Here is an 18,101-nt window from a genome sequence, read left to right on the forward strand (position 1 = left end):
GCCTACCGTAGGCGCCGCCCGGCGGCGCTGCCCAGGACGAAGGCGCCGACGGGGATCTCGGTGTGGGGCCGCAGGCCGAGGGCCCGGGCGGGGATCTCGCCGTCACCGCCGCCCAGGATGCAGCCGGACAGGCCCATGGCCGTGGCCACCAGGTGGAGCGTCTGGAGCAGCACCCCGGTGTTCTTCAGGGTGAGGGCGTAGGCGTGCGCCGCGTACTTCCACGACAGGCGCTTGAAGCGCGACGCCACGGTGACGTGCACGTCCGGCGGCGGCCCACCGGTCGCGGCCGTTCCCTCCCGCACCAGCGCGTCCACCTCCGCCGGGCCGCCCGGCAGGACGGTCAGCGCGTGGGCGAGCGCGTCGTAGTGGTACAGGCCGCGGCCGAGCCCGGCACAGCGGTGCACGGCCACGTACAGTTCCAGCTCGTACGCCGAGCCGGCGCTGGGGTACGGGCGGCTGGTGACCGCGTACGGCCGGTCGTGCCCGGGCCGGGCGTCCAGCACCGTACGGACACGGGCGGCGCGGTACAGCCACCCCGCCAACTCGTCCACGTCCAGCGGGCTTTCACCGTAGGCGCGGACCGATGCGCGGGACTCCAGGACGTCGGTGAACGTGCGGTCCTCGCGCCGCGCCTCGTCCGGGTCGGGACGGCGCAGGGGGATGGTGCGGCCCGGACGGGCGGGTGCGACGGGCGGGGCCGGCGCCTCGGTGGCGCGCAGGGGGAAGACGGGGCCGTAGAGGCGGTCGCGGAGGCCGGCCCGGCTGCCGTCGTGGGCCAGCAGCTCGTGGAACGACCAGCCCGGCGGGAGCGCGGCCGTGCCGGGACCGTCGCCGTGCACCGGGTGCAGAAAGCCGGCGACGTGCAGCAAGGACAGGACCTCGGTGAGCTCGTCCTCCGTCAAGTCCGGTAGCGCCGACAGGAGTTCCTGACGCGTCGTGGGCCCGGCCAAGGGGGCGAACACCGCTGCCGCCCGCGCGTCGTCGAGGCGGATCCGGAACCGGGACCGCGGTGACTCGGCCACGAGCGTGCCGTCCAGCGGGCGCAGATGAGCGGCCTGGTCGAGCGTCACCGCGCCCGGTGGCGGGGGGCCGGGGCGTGGGGCCGCCTCCGGCGCCAGCGGTACGGCGGTGGCCAGTGGGCGCGTTCCGGCAGCGGTGGCGTGATGGCACAGCGAGTGGCCGAGGTGGTCCAGGCAGTACCGGAGCAGGGCGACTCCGGTGTCCGGAAACCGGCCGGTGAGGTCATCCAGAGCCACCGGGCCCCGCGTGAGCGCCGTCAGCATCTCCGCCAGCGGCCGGCCACCCGGGCCGGCCGGCGTGCTGCCCCAGCGGTGGCGCACGGTCACGAGCCCCTGATCGTCACCGTCGTGGTGCACCGTCGTGCCGGGTGCCAGGGACAGGAAGAGCGCACTCACGGGCGGCTGTCCCCCAGGGCGGCGGCGGCCCGTGCCGCGAAGTGGCGCAGCATGGCCTCCTGAGCGGCATCCAGGCCGAGCCGATTGCACATCAGGTGGGCGCACCGGTTGGCGGTGAGGGCCGTGCGGGGGCTGGGCAGGGCGAGCAGCGAGGGGTCGTCGCGCAGGGCGGCGAGGTCGGGGGCGAAGGCACCGGCGCGCTCCAGGCCCGCGAGGCTCGCGTGGAGCCGCGCGACGCTGTGGTGCCACGCGGCGAGCGGCCCGTCGCCCGGCGCCGCGGGGACCGGTGTGGCCAGCAGCCCCGCCGCGCGCCGCAGCAGACCGGGGCGCGCGCGCTCGTACGCCCGGTCGAAGCCCTCCGTGTCGTACGCGGCCCCGAGCATGCGGCGCCACGACTCCGCCCCGGCCCGCAACGCTGCCAGGCGCTGCCCGGCGTCCGACGCCGTCACGGTCCACGTCAGCAGCAGGACCGCGAAAGCGGCCGACAACCGCTCGGCGGGGGAGGGGCGGCGGGCGAGCAGGGCCCGGGCGCAGTCGCTCGCCTCGACGAAATGCCGCTCGACGGCGGCGAGGGAGGCGCCGGTGCCGTAGCGGTCGTGCTCGGGCCGGTACGGGCGGATCTGCGCGGTGTCGTGCAGGCCGCGCCACGGCTCGTGGGCCGGCAGGTGCTCCTGCTGCGCCGCCGCCGTGGCGAAGCGGTGGTAGGCCGCCTCGTCGACCGTGCACGGCGAGGGGTGGCGGGCCAGCCAGTCGTTCCACCGCTCCACGAGGTGGCCGGCGGCATCCCCGAGGGGTTTCGCGGACCGGACGCGGACCCGCAGATGGGGGCCGCCCTCCCAGTAGCGGAGGAAGAAGTGGCCGCCGACGGTCCCGGTCCGGGCGAGCCGGCCGAGTTCGGGTACGACGGCGTCGAGCAGCAGGACGTCGAGGTCGCCCTGGTGGAAGAGGTGCACGGCCGTCCAGTGGCCGGACGGCGGTGAGATGTCGGGTGAGGCGTCAGGCGCCGGCACGGTGCTCCCCGGGGAGGCCGGACGGGGGTCCGGCGGGCAGTTCGATGACGAGTTCGGTGGTGTACGGGCCCGTACCGGGGCCCTGGTCGGCGGCCGGGTCGGGCAGCGCTTCCTCGATGTGGACGACGGTGTCGGGCGCGGTGAGCGCGCGCGTGAAGGCGGCGGTCAGCAGGGGCGAGGCGAAGTCGACGTAGGCGGGCTTGTAGCCCTTGTCCGCGAACGGGTCCGGTGCCGGCCCCCCGGCCGGGCGGGTCCGCGCGAAGCAGCGCTGCGGAAGGCCCACCGCGCGCTGCCAGGCGAGCAGCCGCAGCAGGTGGTCGTGGCCGTGCTCGCCGGGCCGCGGCAGCGGTACGGACGCGGCCCGGGTGAGCCAGCCGCGGCGGCGCAGGACCACGTTCCCGGCGCGGAGGCGGGGCAGGTGGCGGATGCCGTCGGCCGGCACGTCGTCCGTGAAGGGGCCCGGCTGGAGGGGGTGCCCGGTACGAAAGAGGGTGTGCGGGTCGCCGAACAGCCGCAGCACGGTGGCGAGCGGGGGTGGCAGCAGCTGCGGGCTCATCAGCCCGAGGTGCACGGGGACGAGGTCGACTGCTGGGCGCGGCGCGTGGAGGGCGGGCAGGCCGGTGGCCGTGTCGACGTGCACCGTCACCTCGCCCAGCGCGATGCGCTGGTGGGCGGGGCGGCTGTCGCGGGTGAAGGGGTGGTCGAAGACGTGCGGCACGGTGGGGCGGCGCAGGTTGGTGTTGGAGGCGTACAGCCCGCCGAGGTCGACCGGGAGCGGGTCGCATACGGAGGCGGGGGCGGCGGGGCCCGGCGGCACCGGGCGGCCCGTGGCGCGCGCGTGGATGCGGTCGAGGCGGCCCTGCCAGTGGCCGTGCCCGGCGGTGACGGCGTTGAGGACGGCGTACGGCCGCCCGTCCGGGCCGGCCAGCGGCTGCACGTAGTGGGCGAGGGACAGCGGCGGACGCGGGAGGGCGAGGCCGGTGGGCAGGTCACCGGCGTGCAGGGCGGCCGTCACGCGGCGCCGCTCGCCGGCGAGCCGGCGCAGGACGGGCAGGGGGCTCGCGGCCAGCAGCTCGTCGTCCGTGCCGAATCCGGGGTCGAGCAGGTCGCGTACGCGCTGCGCGGCGGGGGACTGCTCGTCCTGGAGCTGGTGCAGGACGAGCAGCAGCGGCACCCGGGCGGCCGGGCCGTGGCGTTCGGTGAGCCACGCCGCGGCGGCGTGCCGGGCGGGCAGGTCGCGGTCGAGGACCGCCAGGGCGCGGCCCGTGGCGGTGAGATCGGCCAGCAGGGGCCGCCAGTGCGGATGACCGAGCGTGGCGGCGTCACCGCCGAGCACGCTGTCCTCGTGGAACGGCCGGCGCTCGTAGCTCTCGCGCGGGGCGGGAAGGCCCAGGGTGTCCTCGACGGACCGCAACCGCTCGCGGACGGCACGGTCACGGCGGCGACGCTCACTGTGGGTGGACGCGGACTGATGCCGCGTCAGTTCCATGCGCAGGCCGTGCAATGCGGCGCCTACGGGCGCGAGTTCCGGCGCCGCCTCCTCCAGCCAGGCGGTCAGCGCCGTCAGGTGGCAGGGCGCCGCGTCGTCCAGCGGCAGATCCTCCTGGAGGATGCCGGCGGCCAGGAAGCGCCCTACCGCGGGCCCGGCCTCGGCGGCGGTGAGCCCGTCGACCTGCCGCACGGCCTCCATCAGCCGGGACAGCTGTCCCGGTGCCGGCAGGGCGGTGATCCTCGCCCCGGCGGTGGGCGGGATCAGGCGTATCGCCTCCGGGGAGGCGTGCAGGGCCGGATTGGAGCGCAGGCGCAGGGTGGCGCGCAGTTCGGGGCGGGTGCGCAGCAGGGCGTCGGCGATGCGGCGCAGGCGCGCCAGGTTGATCTCCGCCTGCACCGGTCGCCGAGTCATGTCCCCGAAGTCCAGCCAGGGCCCGGACGGGCGCCACCGGGCCTGCCCGGTGGCGGTGAAGGTGCTGTACGGGCTGGTCTTCGCGGCCGCACGGGACAGGTAACGGGCCAGGCTCACCAGGACCTTGGTGCCCGGCGCTCGGCCGTGGGGGGTATCGAGCCAGCGTTCCAGGACGTCGTCGAGGCCCCGGCTGCCGTGCAGCAGCCCCTGCCGGAAGGAGGGGTCGGTCAGCGGACCGCGCAGCGCCCCGAGCACGGCCTCGGTCTCGCGCGCGAGCGTGTCCGCCAGCGCCGCGCGGCGCTGTTCCTGGCGGGCCCGTGCCGCGAGCCAGCCCTCGACACGGGCGGCGAGCGGCGCCGGCAGCGCGGCCTGTACGGCGGCGTCCCACTCGGTGGTACGGGGAGTACGGCCCTGGTGGGCGGCGCGGCGCAGGCCGATGACGCGGGGGCGCGGCGCCGGGTCGGGCAGCGCCCCGATGACGGCATGCAGCGCGTCGGCGACGGCCCGGCCCTCGGCGTCGATCCGTTCCTGCTCGGCGAGGACGGTCTCGGCCAGGGCGTGGCTTTCGGGGGTGTTGAGGGCGGCCAGCACGGACCGGGGGACGCCGGCGACGCGTAGCACCGGGTCGGGCGGCATGGCGGCAGCGGTGTTCACGACAGGGCTCCGGGGACGAGGACGGGAACGCGGAGGCGTGGTTCGGGCGCCGCGTGGCCGAGGGTGACGTGACAGGCCACCGCGCCCTCGCCGGGCTCCACCCGCAGCAGGGCTGCCGCCGCGGGTGTCGGGCGGTCGTCGCACCAAGCCGTCAGCCCCGTCTCGTGCGCGGCGACCCGCAGACGCAGTGCCTCGGCCGCGCGCAGCGGCAGTTCGCCCAGCAGATGCACGGTGACGGGCGCGTCGGCGAGGGCCGCGACGGCGGCGGGGCCACTGCGCGTGAGGACGTACGCCAGGGAGGCGGTGTCGCCCGGCCGCACGGGCTCCGGACCGTCTGTCACCGGCCCGTACAGACCGGCCTCCAGGCCCGCGACGTCCCGTACGGTCACCCGGTACGGTGCCCGTACGCCGGCCGCGGCCAGTACCCGGACCAGCTTCTCGCGGGTGACCGCCGCACCGGTACGCAGGTGCGCCGGGGGGCCGGTGGGCAGGTCCGCCAGCACGGCGTCGAGCCCGGCGCCCGCGGCGGCGGGCGGTGGGGCGGCCGGCCCCCCGTGCAGAAGCAGCGTGCCGGGCCCGGCGCCCGACTGCCGCGTACACAGTCCGCAGGCCGCCGCCACCAGGGCGGCCCGGGCGGCCCGTTCGCCCGTGTCGTCACCGGGCAGGTGCAGCACGAGGCCCGCCCCGCTCTCCGGGAGGGCGCCGGCGCCGGGTACGAGAGCGTGGGCGACCGGGTCGTAGGCGTACCTGCCCCGGGGCACAGGGGCGTCATCCCCTGCGGCGAGCAGCGGCCGTGGGACGTGGGCGTGGGCGAGCCCCGGGGACGTACCGGGGCGGGCTTCGAAGGGGCCCGGTCCACAGGCGTGCCCCAGGACGGCGGCCAGGTGGTGCGGCGTCACCGGGCCGGACGCCGGGGGACAGCCGCACGTCCGGGCGGCGCGCAGCGCGTCACCGGCCGTGCCCAGTGGCGGGAGCGGCGGTAGGGACAGCGGGAGGCCGGGCGGGGGCGTCATGAGCGTCACGGACCTCGTCACGGGAACGGGTGCGGGTCGGTGGACAGCTCGCCGGTGAGCCGGGGCAGGCCCTCGGTGCGCCGCATCAGGTGCCCGTACGTCACCGGGGCGGTGCCGGGGACGACGACCTTGACCGCCGTCAGGTCCAGCGCCGTGAGCTCGGCGGTCGTCTGGTCCACGGCGAGCACGTCGAACCCCGTGTCGAGGTAGCGGCGGACCAGGTCGCGCAGGTCGTCCGTCAGGTCGTCGTGGTGCCGGGGCAGCCGCCGGCCGCGGTGCACCTCGGCGAAGCCGCGGGGCGGCCGGCCCTCCAGGAGGAACGCCAGCCGCCCGGAGAACTCGGGCGCGGCGGCCACGAGGGCGTGGTCGGCGGGGTGGGTGATGCCGGAGGGGTCGAGGGCCAGCTGCCGGGCGCGTTCCTGCCGGGCCGGGTAACGGGCGGCGAGCAGGGACAGGTGCGGGCCGAGCTCCATCAGCGCGCGCACCGCGGCCTGTTCGGGGTCGGGGTGGGCGCCCGCGGCGAGGGCCGCGCGCGGCGTGCCCGGCCGTTGGTCCTCGTCGACGGCGAGCGCCACGACGCACGGGATCTCCTGCTCCAGGGTGGCGTCGAGGAGGTGGACGCGGTGCCCGGTCAGCTGGGCCAGGTGCTCCACGAGGAGCGGCACGGTGCGGTCGCGCGCGCTGCCCGGGTCGATGGCGTCGAGCGGGGCGCGCCGGTACCACGCCGTGAAGAAGGCGTCCCGCTCGGCGACTTCGAGCAGGCCGTGCAGTTGCGCCTCCTCGGCACAGCTGCCGAGCGCGCAGCCGTTGGAGACCTCGAAGACGAATCCCCGGTCGCCCGGGTCCCGCTCGTCCGCGGAGAGGAAGTACGCGTACGAGCGGGGCAGCAGCACCGGCCGCGCCCGCCCGTGGGACCACGCCCACACCCACTCCGTCACCCGGTCCTCCGCGAACCGGCGGAACGGGAAGCCCGGCACGTCGTAGTGGCTGTCGGGGTGCAGACCCAGCGTGCGCGGGTCGACGGCGTCGTCGCGTACGTCGGCGTACGCGGCCCGGACCACGGTGCGGCGGGCCCGCGGCCGGACACTCGCGTAGCGTTCGGCCCCTTCGAGGAGCGCGGCGGCCGTCGCCGTGTCCCGGTCGGGGCCGGCGCCCAGGCCCGCCTCGGCCTCGCCGCCGTCCGGCAGCGCGAGCGGTGCCCGGGCCAGCGGGACCGCCGCCGTCGCCTGCGTCACACCGCGCACCAGCCCCGTCTCCGGGTCGGCCAGGAGCGCGCGGAGCAGCGCGGTGTCCGGCCGCCGCAGCCGCAGGCCGGGGCGCGGCTTGGGCCGGGGCACGAGCGCGCGCGGCACGGCGGTGGGCGCGTCGTCGGGGAGCCCACCGCACACCGGACAGCACGGGTCGGGGAGGAAGGCGTGCGTGCTCACGTCGAGGGCACGCAGGCCGACCACCGTCATGGAGCGGGCCGCGCGGGCGTCGGGGGCGGTGAGGCGCTCGGCCACGAGGCGGGCGGTGAGGGTGACGGCGGGCGCGGTGAGCAGGGGCGAGGGCAGCGCGTACAGGTCGGGGGCGTGGCCGAGCACGGCCCGGGCGACGGCCCGGTCCGGTGCGTGTGCGCGCCGCATGCCGAGGCAGCGGTGGCAGCCGGGCACGCCGGGCCGTACGACCGGCCCGACCACCGCGCGGTCGCCCTCGGTCCACACCGGCAGGAAGGGCACGCCGAGCGCGGTCGCCCGCCGCAGGGCGCCGTCGTGCTCGTCGTCGGTGGCGCGGGCGTCGGTGACCGTTACGACGGCGGCCACCGCGGGCCGCCCGCCGAGGACCTCGTCGACCGCGTGGTGCAGCACGCCGCCGTCACCCGACACGAGAACGTCAGTGCGCGCCAAGGAGCACCACCCGGGCCACGAACGGGGCGTGCGCCGCGAACGCGCTGTCGTGGTCCAGCGGCACCGCGTACGCGGTCCAGCCCCGCGCCGCCAGCCGGTCGGCGAGGAGCCGGCACCGGCCGGCCGGGTCCAGGCCGGGCAGGGCGGCGGGCACCGGTGCCGGCGCGCCGGTCCGCACGGCCGGCGTCGTACCGGCGGGCGGGCACGCGCCCTGTCGGCGGGCGAGCAGGGCCCGCGCCGCCTCGGCGAACGCCTCGGCGGCCGGCGCGGCGCACCCGACGGCGACCCCGTCCTCCGCGACCAGCGCGACGACGGGCGCGCCCAGGCCCCCGGAGACGTCCAGGACGGGGGGAAGGGGGCCGAGGGCGTCCACCAACCGCCAGTGCCGGGCCGCCTCACTGTGGTGCGGCAGCACGGCCGGGTCGAGCACGGGGTACGGCCCGGCGTCCGGCGCCGCCATGCGCCGCAGGGCCAGCTGCCGCACGGCACCGAACAGCGCCGCCTCGACGGCGGCGTCCCAGCTCTCGGCACAGGCGGTGCCGGCGGGGGCGGGCGTGGCGTGGGCGGCGGGGGCCCGCTCGTCGAGCGGGAGAACGACGGAGGCGGGCAGGGGCTCCGTACGGCCGTCGGCCAGTCGTTCGGCGAGGAGGTGGTCCGTCGCCGTCCGCTCCACCGCCGCCGCCAGCGCGTGGGCGGCGGCCGCACGGCGCAGTGCCTCGTCGTGGGCGGCGCGCGGGTCGAGGGCGGCGCCGGTGACCGTGCCGCCGCCGGGCAGGTCGCAGCGGGCCACCGTCAGGGGGATCTGTGTGCCGTACGCCGTGGTGGGCGGCCCGTAGGGGCCCGTCAGTCCGTCGGCACAGGCCGACAGGCGCCGGGTCAGGTCGTCGGGGGCGAGGGCCGGCGCTTCGCGCAGTTCCTTCAGGCGTACGGCGAAGTCCTTGTCCGCCGCTCCGGCCGGGGGTGCTGCCAGGACGCGGTGCCGGTGGGAGGCGAGCGTTTGCCAGTCGATGCGCAGGACGCCGGTGTCGTCCTCTTCGGGTATGCCCGTCAGCAGCCGGAACACCGCCAGGGCCACGCGCCCGCCCACCAGAGCCGTCGCGGCCGCCGTGGGCTCCGGGGCCTGCGCGGGCGCGGGACGGTGCCGCAGGCGGTGCAGGACGTCGGCCCAGCGCTGGGCACCGTCGTACGGCAGCAGCCAGCAGCCGTCGTACCGGGCCAGGGCGCGGAACAACGGCGTACCCGTGGCCCGGCACGCGTCCTCGATCGCGGCGACCGCCCGTACGCCGTCGGGCCCTTCGCCGTCGCCCGCGTAGACGACGGCGTCCACCCGCCCGGCCGCTTCCCGCGGGTCCGCGGCGTGCACGCGGCGCAGCCCGCACGCGAGCAGGGCGTGCCGGGCGGCGTCGGCGAGGGGGCCGTCGCCGGCCGACAGGACACGCGCGGCGCGGTAGCGCTCGAAGTGGTGCTCGGGGGAGTCGAGCCAGTTCCCGACGTACGCGATCTCGGGTGCGTGGACCCGCAGTTCGTCGTCGGTCAGGCCGTGCGGCAGCGGATCGGCTGCCTCGCGGACGAAGCCGTGTGCCCGGAGCGTGTCGAGCAGGCGCAGCGCGACCGTCCGGTGGCCGTCGGGGAGGGGCGCCAGCGCGGCGTCCACGTCCTGCCGGCCGTCGAGCAGGGGCCGTAGCCGCTCCAGCCACGCGTGGACGGTCGCGCCGCGGAGGGCCACGGCGGACGACGGGCCCAGGACCGCGGCACCGTCGGCGGTCGGCGCGTACCGCACCTGCGGTGCCAGTGTCAGTCGGCGGCCCACGGTCGGCTTCCTCCCCCAGATCTGTGGGCGGTTCGGGAGTGCGAGGCCGGGCCCCGGCGGCGCGTCCTCCGCACCGCCGGGGACCGGCCCGGTATTACGACAGCGCGCAGGAGCTGCTGGCGCTGCGACAGCAGGCGTACGCCCAGGCGGCGTTGTCGTCGCTCTCGACGGCGTCGTCCTGCACGACCTCGAACATCTCGTCGCCGAGCTGCTCCAGGTCGAGGAGGGCTGCGTTCGCTGCGTTCTCCATGGACCGCTCCTTTCGTCCGATCAACGATGAACAGCGCATTGATAACCCGGGACGCGCGACAGCAGCCACCCATGCCGCATACTCGCGCGCCCCACCCCGCACTCGCCGCCGCACCCCGTCCGACCTGCGTATTCACCGACGTCAACCTCCCTGCTTTCCCTCCGTCTTCGATTCCTCTCACCTTCGCCTCCCGCATTTTTTCGGCAGTCTTCATGGCCCTCTTCCCGTCGCCTTCCATCGCGTTGCGGTGCCGCGTCCGATGCTGGAGGCGGACCACCGAGCGGAGGAGGGCCGGGTGAGGAAGGTTCATTTCGACGGCACGCACCGGGTGCGGCGCCCCGAGGAGACGTGGGCCGTCATCGACGGCCGGCGAAGCGCCTTCGGCGTCACCCGGGTCGCCGACGTGACGGGGCTGGACCGGCTGGGCGTACCGGTGGTGATGGCGGTCCGCCCGGCGGCGAAGACGCTCACCGTCTCGCAGGGCAAGGGCACGTCTCTGCTGCTGGCCCGGATCTCCGCCGTCATGGAGAGCGTGGAGCTGTGGCACGCCGAGTACGCCTGCCCGGCCGCCGAGGTGACGCGCGTTCCCGCCCGCGAGCTGGAGCTGCCGTACGACGTCACGGACCTCCAGCAGCACCACGGGAGCCTGCTGGGTGAGCACACCCCGCTGGACTGGCTGACCGGCAAGAACGCCGTGACCGGCGCGCGGACCTTCGTCCCCCGGTCGTACGTCGCCATGGACTACCAGGTGTCCGACGCCTGGGAGCCCCCGCTGCTGCACGGCTCGACCAACGGGCTGGCCGGCGGCAACAGTTACGACGAGGCCGTCACGCACGCGCTGTACGAGGTCGTCGAGCGCGACTGCACGGCGGCGATCGGCTCGGTGCCCGTCACCGAGCGGCGGCACGTCGACCCGGCGAGCGTCGACGACCCGATGTGCGCCGGCGTCCTGGAGCGGATGGCCGACGCGGGGGCGTGGGTGGAGATCGTGGACGTGCCCAACCGCTGGGGGCTGCCCTGCTTCGTCACCTACGTGTGGTCCGAGGACTTCCCCGCGCTGGCCGTCGGTTCGGGCGTGCACAGTTCCGCCGCGGTGGCCCTCAGCCGGGCGGTCACGGAGTCGGCGCAGAGCCGGCTCACCGCCATCGCCGGCAGCCGCGACGACCTGGCCGACGCGCTGTTCCCGCACGAGCCGTCCGTCCCCGGTGAACCGCCCGTCACGGCGGGGGAGGTCGTGCCGTGGAAGGACGTCTCCGCTGCCGGGCCCGACTTCGCCGAGGACACCGAGGAGACGCGGTGGCTGGCCGAGCGGGTGCTGGAGGTGACCGGTCGGCCGCCGGTGGTGGTCGACCTCAGCACCGAGGAGGACTTCAGCGTGGTCAAGGTGGTCGCCGCCGGGCTGGAGTTCGACGGCCGGCACGAGATCACCCGGCCCCTGTCCGCCCCCGCGCCGCTCCTGAAGGAGGCATCGTGACGATCCACGTGTTCCTCGGCCCCACGCTGTCCCCGGAGGAGGCCCGGCAGGCGGTCCCCGGTGCGGTCGTGCACCCGCCGATCCGCCACGGCGACCTGCTCGCCCTGCACCTGGGCCCCGGCGACACCGTCGTCGTCATCGACGGGGTGTTCCACCAGACCGCTCCCGTGCGGCACAAGGAGATCACCGACGCCCTGCGCCGCGGCGCGCGGGTGATCGGCGCCTCCAGCATGGGCGCGCTGCGCGCCGCCGAGCTGTGGCAGTGCGGCATGGAGGGCGTCGGCCTGGTCTTCGGCATGTACGCCCGGGGCGACCTGGACGCCGACGACGAGGTCGCCGTCGGCCACCTTCCGTCCGGCGACTACCGGGCGCTGACGGTACCGCTGGTCAACATCCGCTGGACGATCGCCAACGCGGTCGCCGAGGACGCGCTGACCGCCGGCGCCGGCGACGTGCTGCTGGAGGTGGCGCGTTCCCTGCACTACACCCAGCGGTCCTGGGGCGCGCTCGTGCACACCGCGAGCCGGACGCACCCGGAGGCGGCCGAAGCCGCCGTCGCCCTGCGCGCGTTCGCCGAACGCCGGCCCGACCTGTCCGACCTCAAGCACAGGGACGCCCTGCTGGCCCTGGCGCACGCCCGCGAGCCGCGCCCCGGCGGACCGGTCCCGGCCGACATCCCGGCCCCGCTGGTGCCCCGGACGATGTACCTCGAACGGTGGCGCGCCCTGCACCGCCCGGCCACCGCCGCCCCCGGCGGGCAGGTCGCGGACGTGGGCGAACTGGATCAACTGCGCTTCCAGCAGTTGTACGCGCCGGACTTCCCGGGGCGCTACCGGCGGTTGGCGCTGCGCCGCATCGCCGGCGGCGGGGCGGGGCGTGCCGACGTCGCGTCGACGGACGACTCCGCGCTGGCCGACGCCGCGCTCAAGGCGGCGGAGGAGCGCGGTCTCACCGCCGACCGCCTGCCGGACGGCGCCTGGGCCTCCTGGCTGACGGAGGAGGAACGGGCCTCCGGCGACGCCCGGAGCCGGCTGCTCACCCTCCTCGTCCGGTCGTTCCGCGTCGGGCCCGGAGCCGCACCGTTCAACGACGTGCCCGCCGAGCTGCGGGACGAGGACGGGGAGTGGGTGCTCAGCGCCGGCGCGGTGGCCGCCGCCGACCGGCTCAACACGCAGATGGCCCGCACCGGCAGACGGCGCACCCCGCGGCACCTGCCCGGCGCCCTGGTACGGCGCCACCTCGCGGACGTCTGGCGTGCCACCGGCCCGGACGGGCTCGCGGCCGCCGCCCACGACCGGGGCTTCTTCTCCCTGGAGGAGGCCGAGGAGGCCGCACGGCGCTTCGTCCTGCTGCACCGCGTCGGGGCCGCGCCCCGCACGGCCGCCGGCTGAGGGCCAGGGGGTCAGGTCCCGTCTCTCCGGGGCGACGGGATGAGGGAGGAGGCCACGGCCTTGTTCACCGCGTCCATGCGCGAGACCGCGCTCAGCTTGCCGTAGATGCTGCGCAGATGGCGCTTCACAGTGCCCTCGGCGATCGACAGGCGGCGCGCGATCTGGGCGTTGCTCAGCGCCTCCGCGGCCAGGGCGAGCACCTCGCGCTCCCGGGCCGACAGACTCTCGCCGGGCGCCCGGTCGAGGCGGTCGAGCCCCTGCCGTGACACCGACAGGATCACGTGGCCGGGGCCCCGCTCGACCTGGACGCTGTGGATGGCGGCGATCAGTTCGTGCCGCGTCGACCCCTTCACCAGGTACGCCCCGGCGCCCAGGCCGAGCAGCTCCCGGGCCAGCGCGACGTCGTCGTGCATGGTGAGCACGACGACTCGGCAGCCCGGCACGACGGCGCGCAGCTGCGCCAGCGTCTCGCGGACGCCCTGGCCCGGCATCTCGACGTCGAGGAGGACCACGTCGGGGCGCAGCTCGGCGGCCTTCTCGCACGCGTCCTTGCCGTCGTGGGCCTCGCCGGCGACCTCCAGGCCGGGCGACGCGGCGAGGATCTCGGCGACGCCCTCGCGGAACAGCGTGTGGTCGTCGGCCAGCAGGATCCGGACGGGCCTAGCCGCGCTCGCCACTGGCGTTCCCGTGGGGCCTGTCGAGCGGTACGCGGAGCCGGACACGGGTGCCGTGCCCGGGGCGGCTGTCCACGGTCAGGCTGCCGCCGAGAAGCGCGGCACGCTCGCGCATGCCGAGGAGACCGCCGTGCCGGCCGGACGCGGCGGGATCCAGGTCCGTGAAGCCGCGGCCGTCGTCCTCCACGGTGGCGCGCACCTCGGCCGGGGTCACCTCCACGGTGACGGTGATGCGGCCGGCGTGGGCGTGGCGCAAGGCGTTGCGCTGGGCCTCGCGGAGTACGAGGCGGACCTCGCGGGCGGTGCGGGACTGCATCAGGGACTCGTCGCCGGTGACCAGGACGCGTACGGTGCCGGGGACTCGGCCCGTGGTGCCGAGGTCGCGGGCCGGATCGGACGCGAGGGGGAGGGCGTCGGGGGTGCCGGCTGTCGTGCCGGCGCCGGCCGTATCGGTCTTGTCGGCCGTGTCGGTCTTGTCGGCTGTGCCGGCGGTCCGTGTGGTCCCGGTGGGTTCGGCAGGGGCGCGTAATCCGGCCATGACGGTGCGCAGGTTCTCCAGCGAGGCGCGGACGGCGTCCCGGGCCGCCGCGAGCTTGCGTTGTGCCAGCTCCGGGCGGGTGTCGCGGTACATGTCGTACAGCTCGAAGGAGGTGAGGGCCGAGCCGAGGCCGGCGGCGACCTCGTCGTGCAGGTCCCGGGCGATGCGACGGCGTTCGCCGGCCAGGGTCCCGGCCTCCGCCGCGGCGTCCGGGGAACGGTCCACGGGGCGCTCCGTCACCATGCCCGGCACCCCCGCCACTCCGTACGCCTGCAGCTTCCCGGCCTGAACCTTTGTTCGATCCGTGCAGCGTACCCCGATGTTGCTGAGGGCGCGTCAGGAAGCGGTCAACATCACGCCGTTGTGGTGGCGGCCTGACCGGGGGGCCGGTGTGCGCCGAAAGAGGCACGTCCCGTTGTTCCCTTCGGTGCCGTCGCAATGCCCCGCGTTGAGCCCCGCCCGCCGGCTTGATAGACAGCGCTCCGGAAACAATCGGGAAGCGTGGGGCGGGAGTTCCGGTGCGCCACGGGGTGTCCGGGGTAGCGGCGGGGTGGTCCGTCAGCGGGGGAGGCTGATCGATGAACGTGCTGATCGTCGAGGACGACGACGGAGTGGCCGAGGCGCTGGAACGCACGCTGGTGGCGCACGGCTACGGGACGCACCGCGTCGGCACCGGCGCAGAGGCCCTGGACCGGCTCGGTGAGGAGCAGTTGGTCCTGCTCGACCTGGGCCTGCCCGACCTGGACGGCTTCGAGGTGTGCCGGCGGATGCGGAAGGCGTCCTGCGTACCGGTGATCGCCCTCAGCGGCCGGAGCCGGGAACTCGACCGGGTGCTGGCCCTGCACCTGGGAGCCGACGACTTCGTCGCCAAGCCCTTCAGCCGCTACGAGTTGGTGGCCCGCATCGAGGCCGTCCTCCGCCGGGCCGCGGGCTGCGTCCGGCACGGCACCGCGCCCGCCGCGGAGACGGTCCCGGACGCCACCGCGCCGTCGGCCACGTCGCCGGGATGCGGGTCCGGGCCGGGGGCGCGCCGGGCCGGGCCCGACCCGCTGGAGGCCGGCCCTCTGCGGGTCGACCCGCGCACACGGAAGGTATTCGTCCGCGGTCAAGAGGTACGGATCACGCGCAAGGAGTTCGACCTGCTGCTCCTGCTGATGCGGGAGCCCGGCACGGTGATGGAGCGCCAGGAGATCATGTCCCGGGTGTGGGACGAGAACTGGTTCGGCTCCAGCCGCACCCTCGACGTCCACGTGCGCTCCCTGCGCGGCAAGCTCGGCGACCGGCAGTGGATCGAGACGATCCGCGGCGTCGGCTACCGGCTGGCCGTGCCGGCGACCGCCCAGGCGTGAGATGGGGCGCACGGGACGGACGGCGCGGTGTGCGGAGGCGCCGCCGGGCGTACGCCTCGCCCGGCCCTCGCCCGGGTCTCCACCCGGGGCCTTGACCGGGTGCCGCCCCGGGCCGGCGGCACCGACGGCACGGAACCGGCCACGGAGGCCGTCGGCGCCCGGCCGGCCACCGGCCGCGCCCGCGACGTACGGCTCGGCCCGGACGGGAGCGCTGCCGTGGCCACGCAGGCCACGCGGGTCGACGTCCTGCTGCACAGCACCGCCCGAGCCACGCCGGCCGGCCATGAATCCTCCTCGCCGTGCGGACCGCCGAACCGCGGGTACACGTGGCCATGTGCGACCAGAGGCCCCGCACGACCGCCGCGGAGACCGCCCGCGCCCGCGCACCGTCACGGCGCGGCAGTGCCGCGGCCGGCCGGCCGGGCTCGGGTCCCGGCCCGGGCGTCGCGGTGGCTCTCCCGGCTTTCTCCGGCCTCTAGTTGGGGCTGGCCCGCGCCGCGGCCGGAAGGCCGCGGGCGGTCGCGGTGATGCCGCTCCTGCGGCCGGCCCGCGCCGCCCGCACGATGACCGGAAACGAAGCCGACCGGGCGTCGAGCCCGGTTCCGGCATGGTGAATACTCGCTCCTCATTGCCTCCCCACAGCGCGAAGAACGGCAGGGAAAGAGCCATGACTGTCACGCCGGTGAAACCCGCTCATACCGAGCCGGAGCGGCCGGTCCGCCGCCGCTGGCGCGCCTGGTTACTGGAGGGTCTGAGCGAGCAGTCGGCACGTCATCCGGGCCCCCATGGCACACCGCCGGAGGAGCACGAGGGACACAGCTGGTGGCGCGTCATGTGCCTGACCGGTGTCGACTACTTCTCCACCCTCGGGTACCAGCCGGGCATCGCCGCGCTCGCCGCCGGCCTGCTCTCGCCGCTGGCGACCCTCGTCCTCATCGCCCTCACGCTGCTGGGCGCGCTCCCCGTCTACCGCCGGGTGGCCAGGGAGAGTCCGCACGGCGAGGGCTCCATCGCCATGCTGGAACGGCTGCTGCCCTGGTGGGCGGGGAAGCTCTTCGTCCTCGTCCTGCTCGGCTTCGCCGCCACCGACTTCATGATCACCATCACGCTGTCGGCGGCCGACGCCTCCGCCCACGTGGTGGAGAATCCTTTCGCCCCGTCGTGGATGCGGCACGCCAACGTGTGGATCACGCTGCTGCTCCTCGCCGGCCTCGGTGCCGTGTTCCTCAAGGGCTTCCGCGAGGCGATCCGGGTCGCCGTCCTCCTCGTCGGCGTCTACCTCGTGCTCAACCTGGTGGTCCTGGCCACCGCGGTGTGGCACGTGGCGGCCGGGCCCGAGGTGGTCGGCGACTGGTGGCGCTCCCTGACCACCGACTACTCGTCGCCGTTCGCCATGATCGGCGTGGCGCTCCTCGTCTTCCCACGGCTCGCGCTCGGCATGTCGGGCTTCGAGACGGGCGTCGCCGTCATGCCGCAGATCCGCGGCGGCACCGGCGACACCTACGACAACCCCGCCGGCCGCGTCCGGGACACGCGCCGGCTGCTCACCACCGCCGCCCTGTTCATGAGCTGCTTCCTCCTGGTGAGCAGCCTGGCCACCACGTTCCTCATCCCCGCCGAGGAGTTCGAGAAGGGCGGCGAGGCCAACGGCCGCGCGCTCGCCTACCTCGCGCACCGGTACCTCGGCGAGGTCTTCGGCACGGTCTACGACGTCTCGACCATCGCCATCCTCTGGTTCGCCGGCGCGTCCGCGCTCGCCGGCCTGCTCAACCTCGTACCGCGGTTCCTGCCGCGCTACGGCATGGCCCCCGAGTGGACTCGGGCGGTGCGGCCTCTGGTGCTGCTCTTCATGGCCGTCTCGGTCACGATCACCATCCTGTTCGACGCCGACGTCGACGCGCAGGGCGGCGCCTACGCCACGGGAGTGCTCGTCCTCATCCTCTCGGCGTCCTTCTCGGCGACCATCGCGGCCCGCCACCGAGGGCACAGGGCGGCCACCGCCGGCTTCGCCGTGATCAGTGCGGTCTTCGCGTACACCCTGGTCACCAACGTCATCGAGCGGCCCGACGGCCTGAAGATCGCCTCGTTCTTCATCGCCGGCATCCTGCTGTCCTCCCTGGGCTCGCGGATCAGCCGCTCCTTCGAACTACGGGCCGTGAACGTGACGTTCGACGAGGGGGCCGAGCGCCTCATCGACGAGGTGGCCTCCACCGGCCCGCTGCGGATCATCGCCAACGAGCCGGACGAACGCGACGAGGCCGCGTACCGCGAGAAGGAGTACAGCCAGCGCGAGGAGACCCACATACCCGACGGCTCGCCCGTCCTGTTCCTGGAGGTGACGGTCCAGGACTCCTCCGACTTCACCGCCGACCTCAACGTCACCGGCGAACACCGCCACGGCGCGCGCATCCTGCGCGTCGAGGGGCCCGGCGTGCCCAACACGATCGCGGCCGTCCTGATGGAACTGCGCAACCGCACCGACCGGGTGCCGCACGCGTACTTCAACTGGACCGAGGGCCACCCGCTCAGCCACCTGCTGCGCTTCCTGGTCTTCGGCGACGGTGAGGTGGCCCCGGTCACCCGCGAGGTACTGCGCCGCGCGGAACCGGACCTGTCCCGGCGCCCGCGGATCCACGTGGGGTGACACGTGGCGCGACGAGATCCGGTCAGTGGGCGTGGCGGCCCGGGTTACGGTCGGGGCGTCGGTTCCGGTGGCCTCGGAGCCAGTGTGGCC

The 18,101-nt window shown here is 75.8% G+C and carries 13 protein-coding genes; 4 read left to right on the forward strand and 9 right to left on the reverse strand.

The annotated features are described in order from the left end of the window. Positions 1-2 precede the first annotated feature (2 nt). The 7 genes from J7W19_RS25995 to J7W19_RS26025 all read right to left on the reverse strand — a co-directional run bounded on the left by J7W19_RS25995 (position 3) and on the right by J7W19_RS26025 (position 9,941). Positions 3-1,415 carry a SagB family peptide dehydrogenase gene (locus tag J7W19_RS25995; RefSeq protein WP_004939281.1) on the reverse strand — a complete coding sequence of 471 codons (1,413 nt, stop codon included), beginning with the start codon at positions 1,413-1,415 and terminating at the stop codon, positions 3-5. After that, positions 1,412-2,425, reverse strand: a complete 1,014-nt coding sequence (locus tag J7W19_RS26000; RefSeq protein WP_004939284.1) for a lantibiotic dehydratase C-terminal domain-containing protein — start codon at positions 2,423-2,425, stop codon at positions 1,412-1,414. Before J7W19_RS26000 ends, J7W19_RS25995 begins: the two co-directional genes overlap by 4 nt. After that, positions 2,412-4,982 carry a lantibiotic dehydratase gene (locus J7W19_RS26005; protein WP_004939287.1) on the reverse strand — a complete coding sequence of 857 codons (2,571 nt, stop codon included), beginning with the start codon at positions 4,980-4,982 and terminating at the stop codon, positions 2,412-2,414. The genes J7W19_RS26000 and J7W19_RS26005 overlap by 14 nt, the downstream gene beginning before the upstream one ends. Continuing rightward, positions 4,979-5,995 (reverse strand): hypothetical protein, encoded by a 1,017-nt coding sequence (locus J7W19_RS26010; RefSeq protein ID WP_158688721.1) that lies wholly within the window; start codon positions 5,993-5,995, stop codon positions 4,979-4,981. Before J7W19_RS26010 ends, J7W19_RS26005 begins: the two co-directional genes overlap by 4 nt. Before the next feature lie 17 nt (positions 5,996-6,012). Next, positions 6,013-7,881: a TOMM precursor leader peptide-binding protein gene (locus tag J7W19_RS26015; RefSeq protein ID WP_233478176.1), complete on the reverse strand. Its 1,869-nt coding sequence runs from the start codon at positions 7,879-7,881 to the stop codon at positions 6,013-6,015. Continuing rightward, positions 7,868-9,691 carry a hypothetical protein gene (locus J7W19_RS26020; protein ID WP_004939297.1) on the reverse strand — a complete coding sequence of 608 codons (1,824 nt, stop codon included), beginning with the start codon at positions 9,689-9,691 and terminating at the stop codon, positions 7,868-7,870. The genes J7W19_RS26015 and J7W19_RS26020 overlap by 14 nt, the downstream gene beginning before the upstream one ends. A 94-nt stretch (positions 9,692-9,785) precedes the next feature. Continuing rightward, complete coding sequence (locus tag J7W19_RS26025) at positions 9,786-9,941, reverse strand: hypothetical protein (RefSeq protein ID WP_004939300.1); 156 nt, start codon at positions 9,939-9,941, stop codon at positions 9,786-9,788. A gap of 295 nt (positions 9,942-10,236) precedes the next feature. On the opposite strand from J7W19_RS26025, the gene J7W19_RS26030 reads away from it, so the two are divergent. Continuing rightward, positions 10,237-11,415: a YcaO-like family protein gene (locus J7W19_RS26030; RefSeq protein ID WP_040887728.1), complete on the forward strand. Its 1,179-nt coding sequence runs from the start codon at positions 10,237-10,239 to the stop codon at positions 11,413-11,415. After that, on the forward strand, positions 11,412-12,806 hold the full coding sequence (locus J7W19_RS26035; protein ID WP_004939304.1) for a TfuA-like protein: 1,395 nt from the start codon (positions 11,412-11,414) through the stop codon (positions 12,804-12,806). Before J7W19_RS26030 ends, J7W19_RS26035 begins: the two co-directional genes overlap by 4 nt. Positions 12,807-12,817: 11 nt before the next feature. Here J7W19_RS26035 and J7W19_RS26040 read toward each other — a convergent pair whose 3' ends face one another. Continuing rightward, a complete protein-coding gene (locus J7W19_RS26040) occupies positions 12,818-13,483 on the reverse strand; it encodes a response regulator (protein WP_004939307.1) in 666 nt (221 codons plus the stop codon). Continuing rightward, on the reverse strand, positions 13,467-14,243 hold the full coding sequence (locus J7W19_RS26045) for a sensor histidine kinase (protein WP_158688722.1): 777 nt from the start codon (positions 14,241-14,243) through the stop codon (positions 13,467-13,469). The genes J7W19_RS26040 and J7W19_RS26045 overlap by 17 nt, the downstream gene beginning before the upstream one ends. Before the next feature lie 353 nt (positions 14,244-14,596). On the opposite strand from J7W19_RS26045, the gene J7W19_RS26050 reads away from it, so the two are divergent. Next, positions 14,597-15,367, forward strand: coding sequence for a response regulator transcription factor (locus tag J7W19_RS26050; RefSeq protein WP_004939313.1), 771 nt, complete (start codon positions 14,597-14,599; stop codon positions 15,365-15,367). Between the two features lie 667 nt (positions 15,368-16,034). Continuing rightward, a complete protein-coding gene (locus tag J7W19_RS26055) occupies positions 16,035-18,011 on the forward strand; it encodes an APC family permease (RefSeq protein WP_051072462.1) in 1,977 nt (658 codons plus the stop codon). Positions 18,012-18,101: the final 90 nt, after the last annotated feature.

Origin of the sequence: Streptomyces mobaraensis NBRC 13819 = DSM 40847 (assembly GCF_017916255.1) — a bacterium.
Taxonomy (GTDB): Bacteria; Actinomycetota; Actinomycetes; order Streptomycetales; family Streptomycetaceae; genus Streptomyces; species Streptomyces mobaraensis.

Bases quoted from the DNA above. Each gene is read 5' to 3' on its own strand.
- J7W19_RS26010 (WP_158688721.1), bottom strand. From the start codon at position 5,995: ATGACGCCCCCGCCCGGCCTCCCGCTGTCCCTACCGCCGCTCCCGCCA.
- J7W19_RS26025 (WP_004939300.1), bottom strand. From the start codon at position 9,941: ATGGAGAACGCAGCGAACGCAGCCCTCCTCGACCTGGAGCAGCTCGGC.
- J7W19_RS26050 (WP_004939313.1), top strand. From the start codon at position 14,597: ATGAACGTGCTGATCGTCGAGGACGACGACGGAGTGGCCGAGGCGCTG.
- J7W19_RS26055 (WP_051072462.1), top strand. From the start codon at position 16,035: ATGACTGTCACGCCGGTGAAACCCGCTCATACCGAGCCGGAGCGGCCG.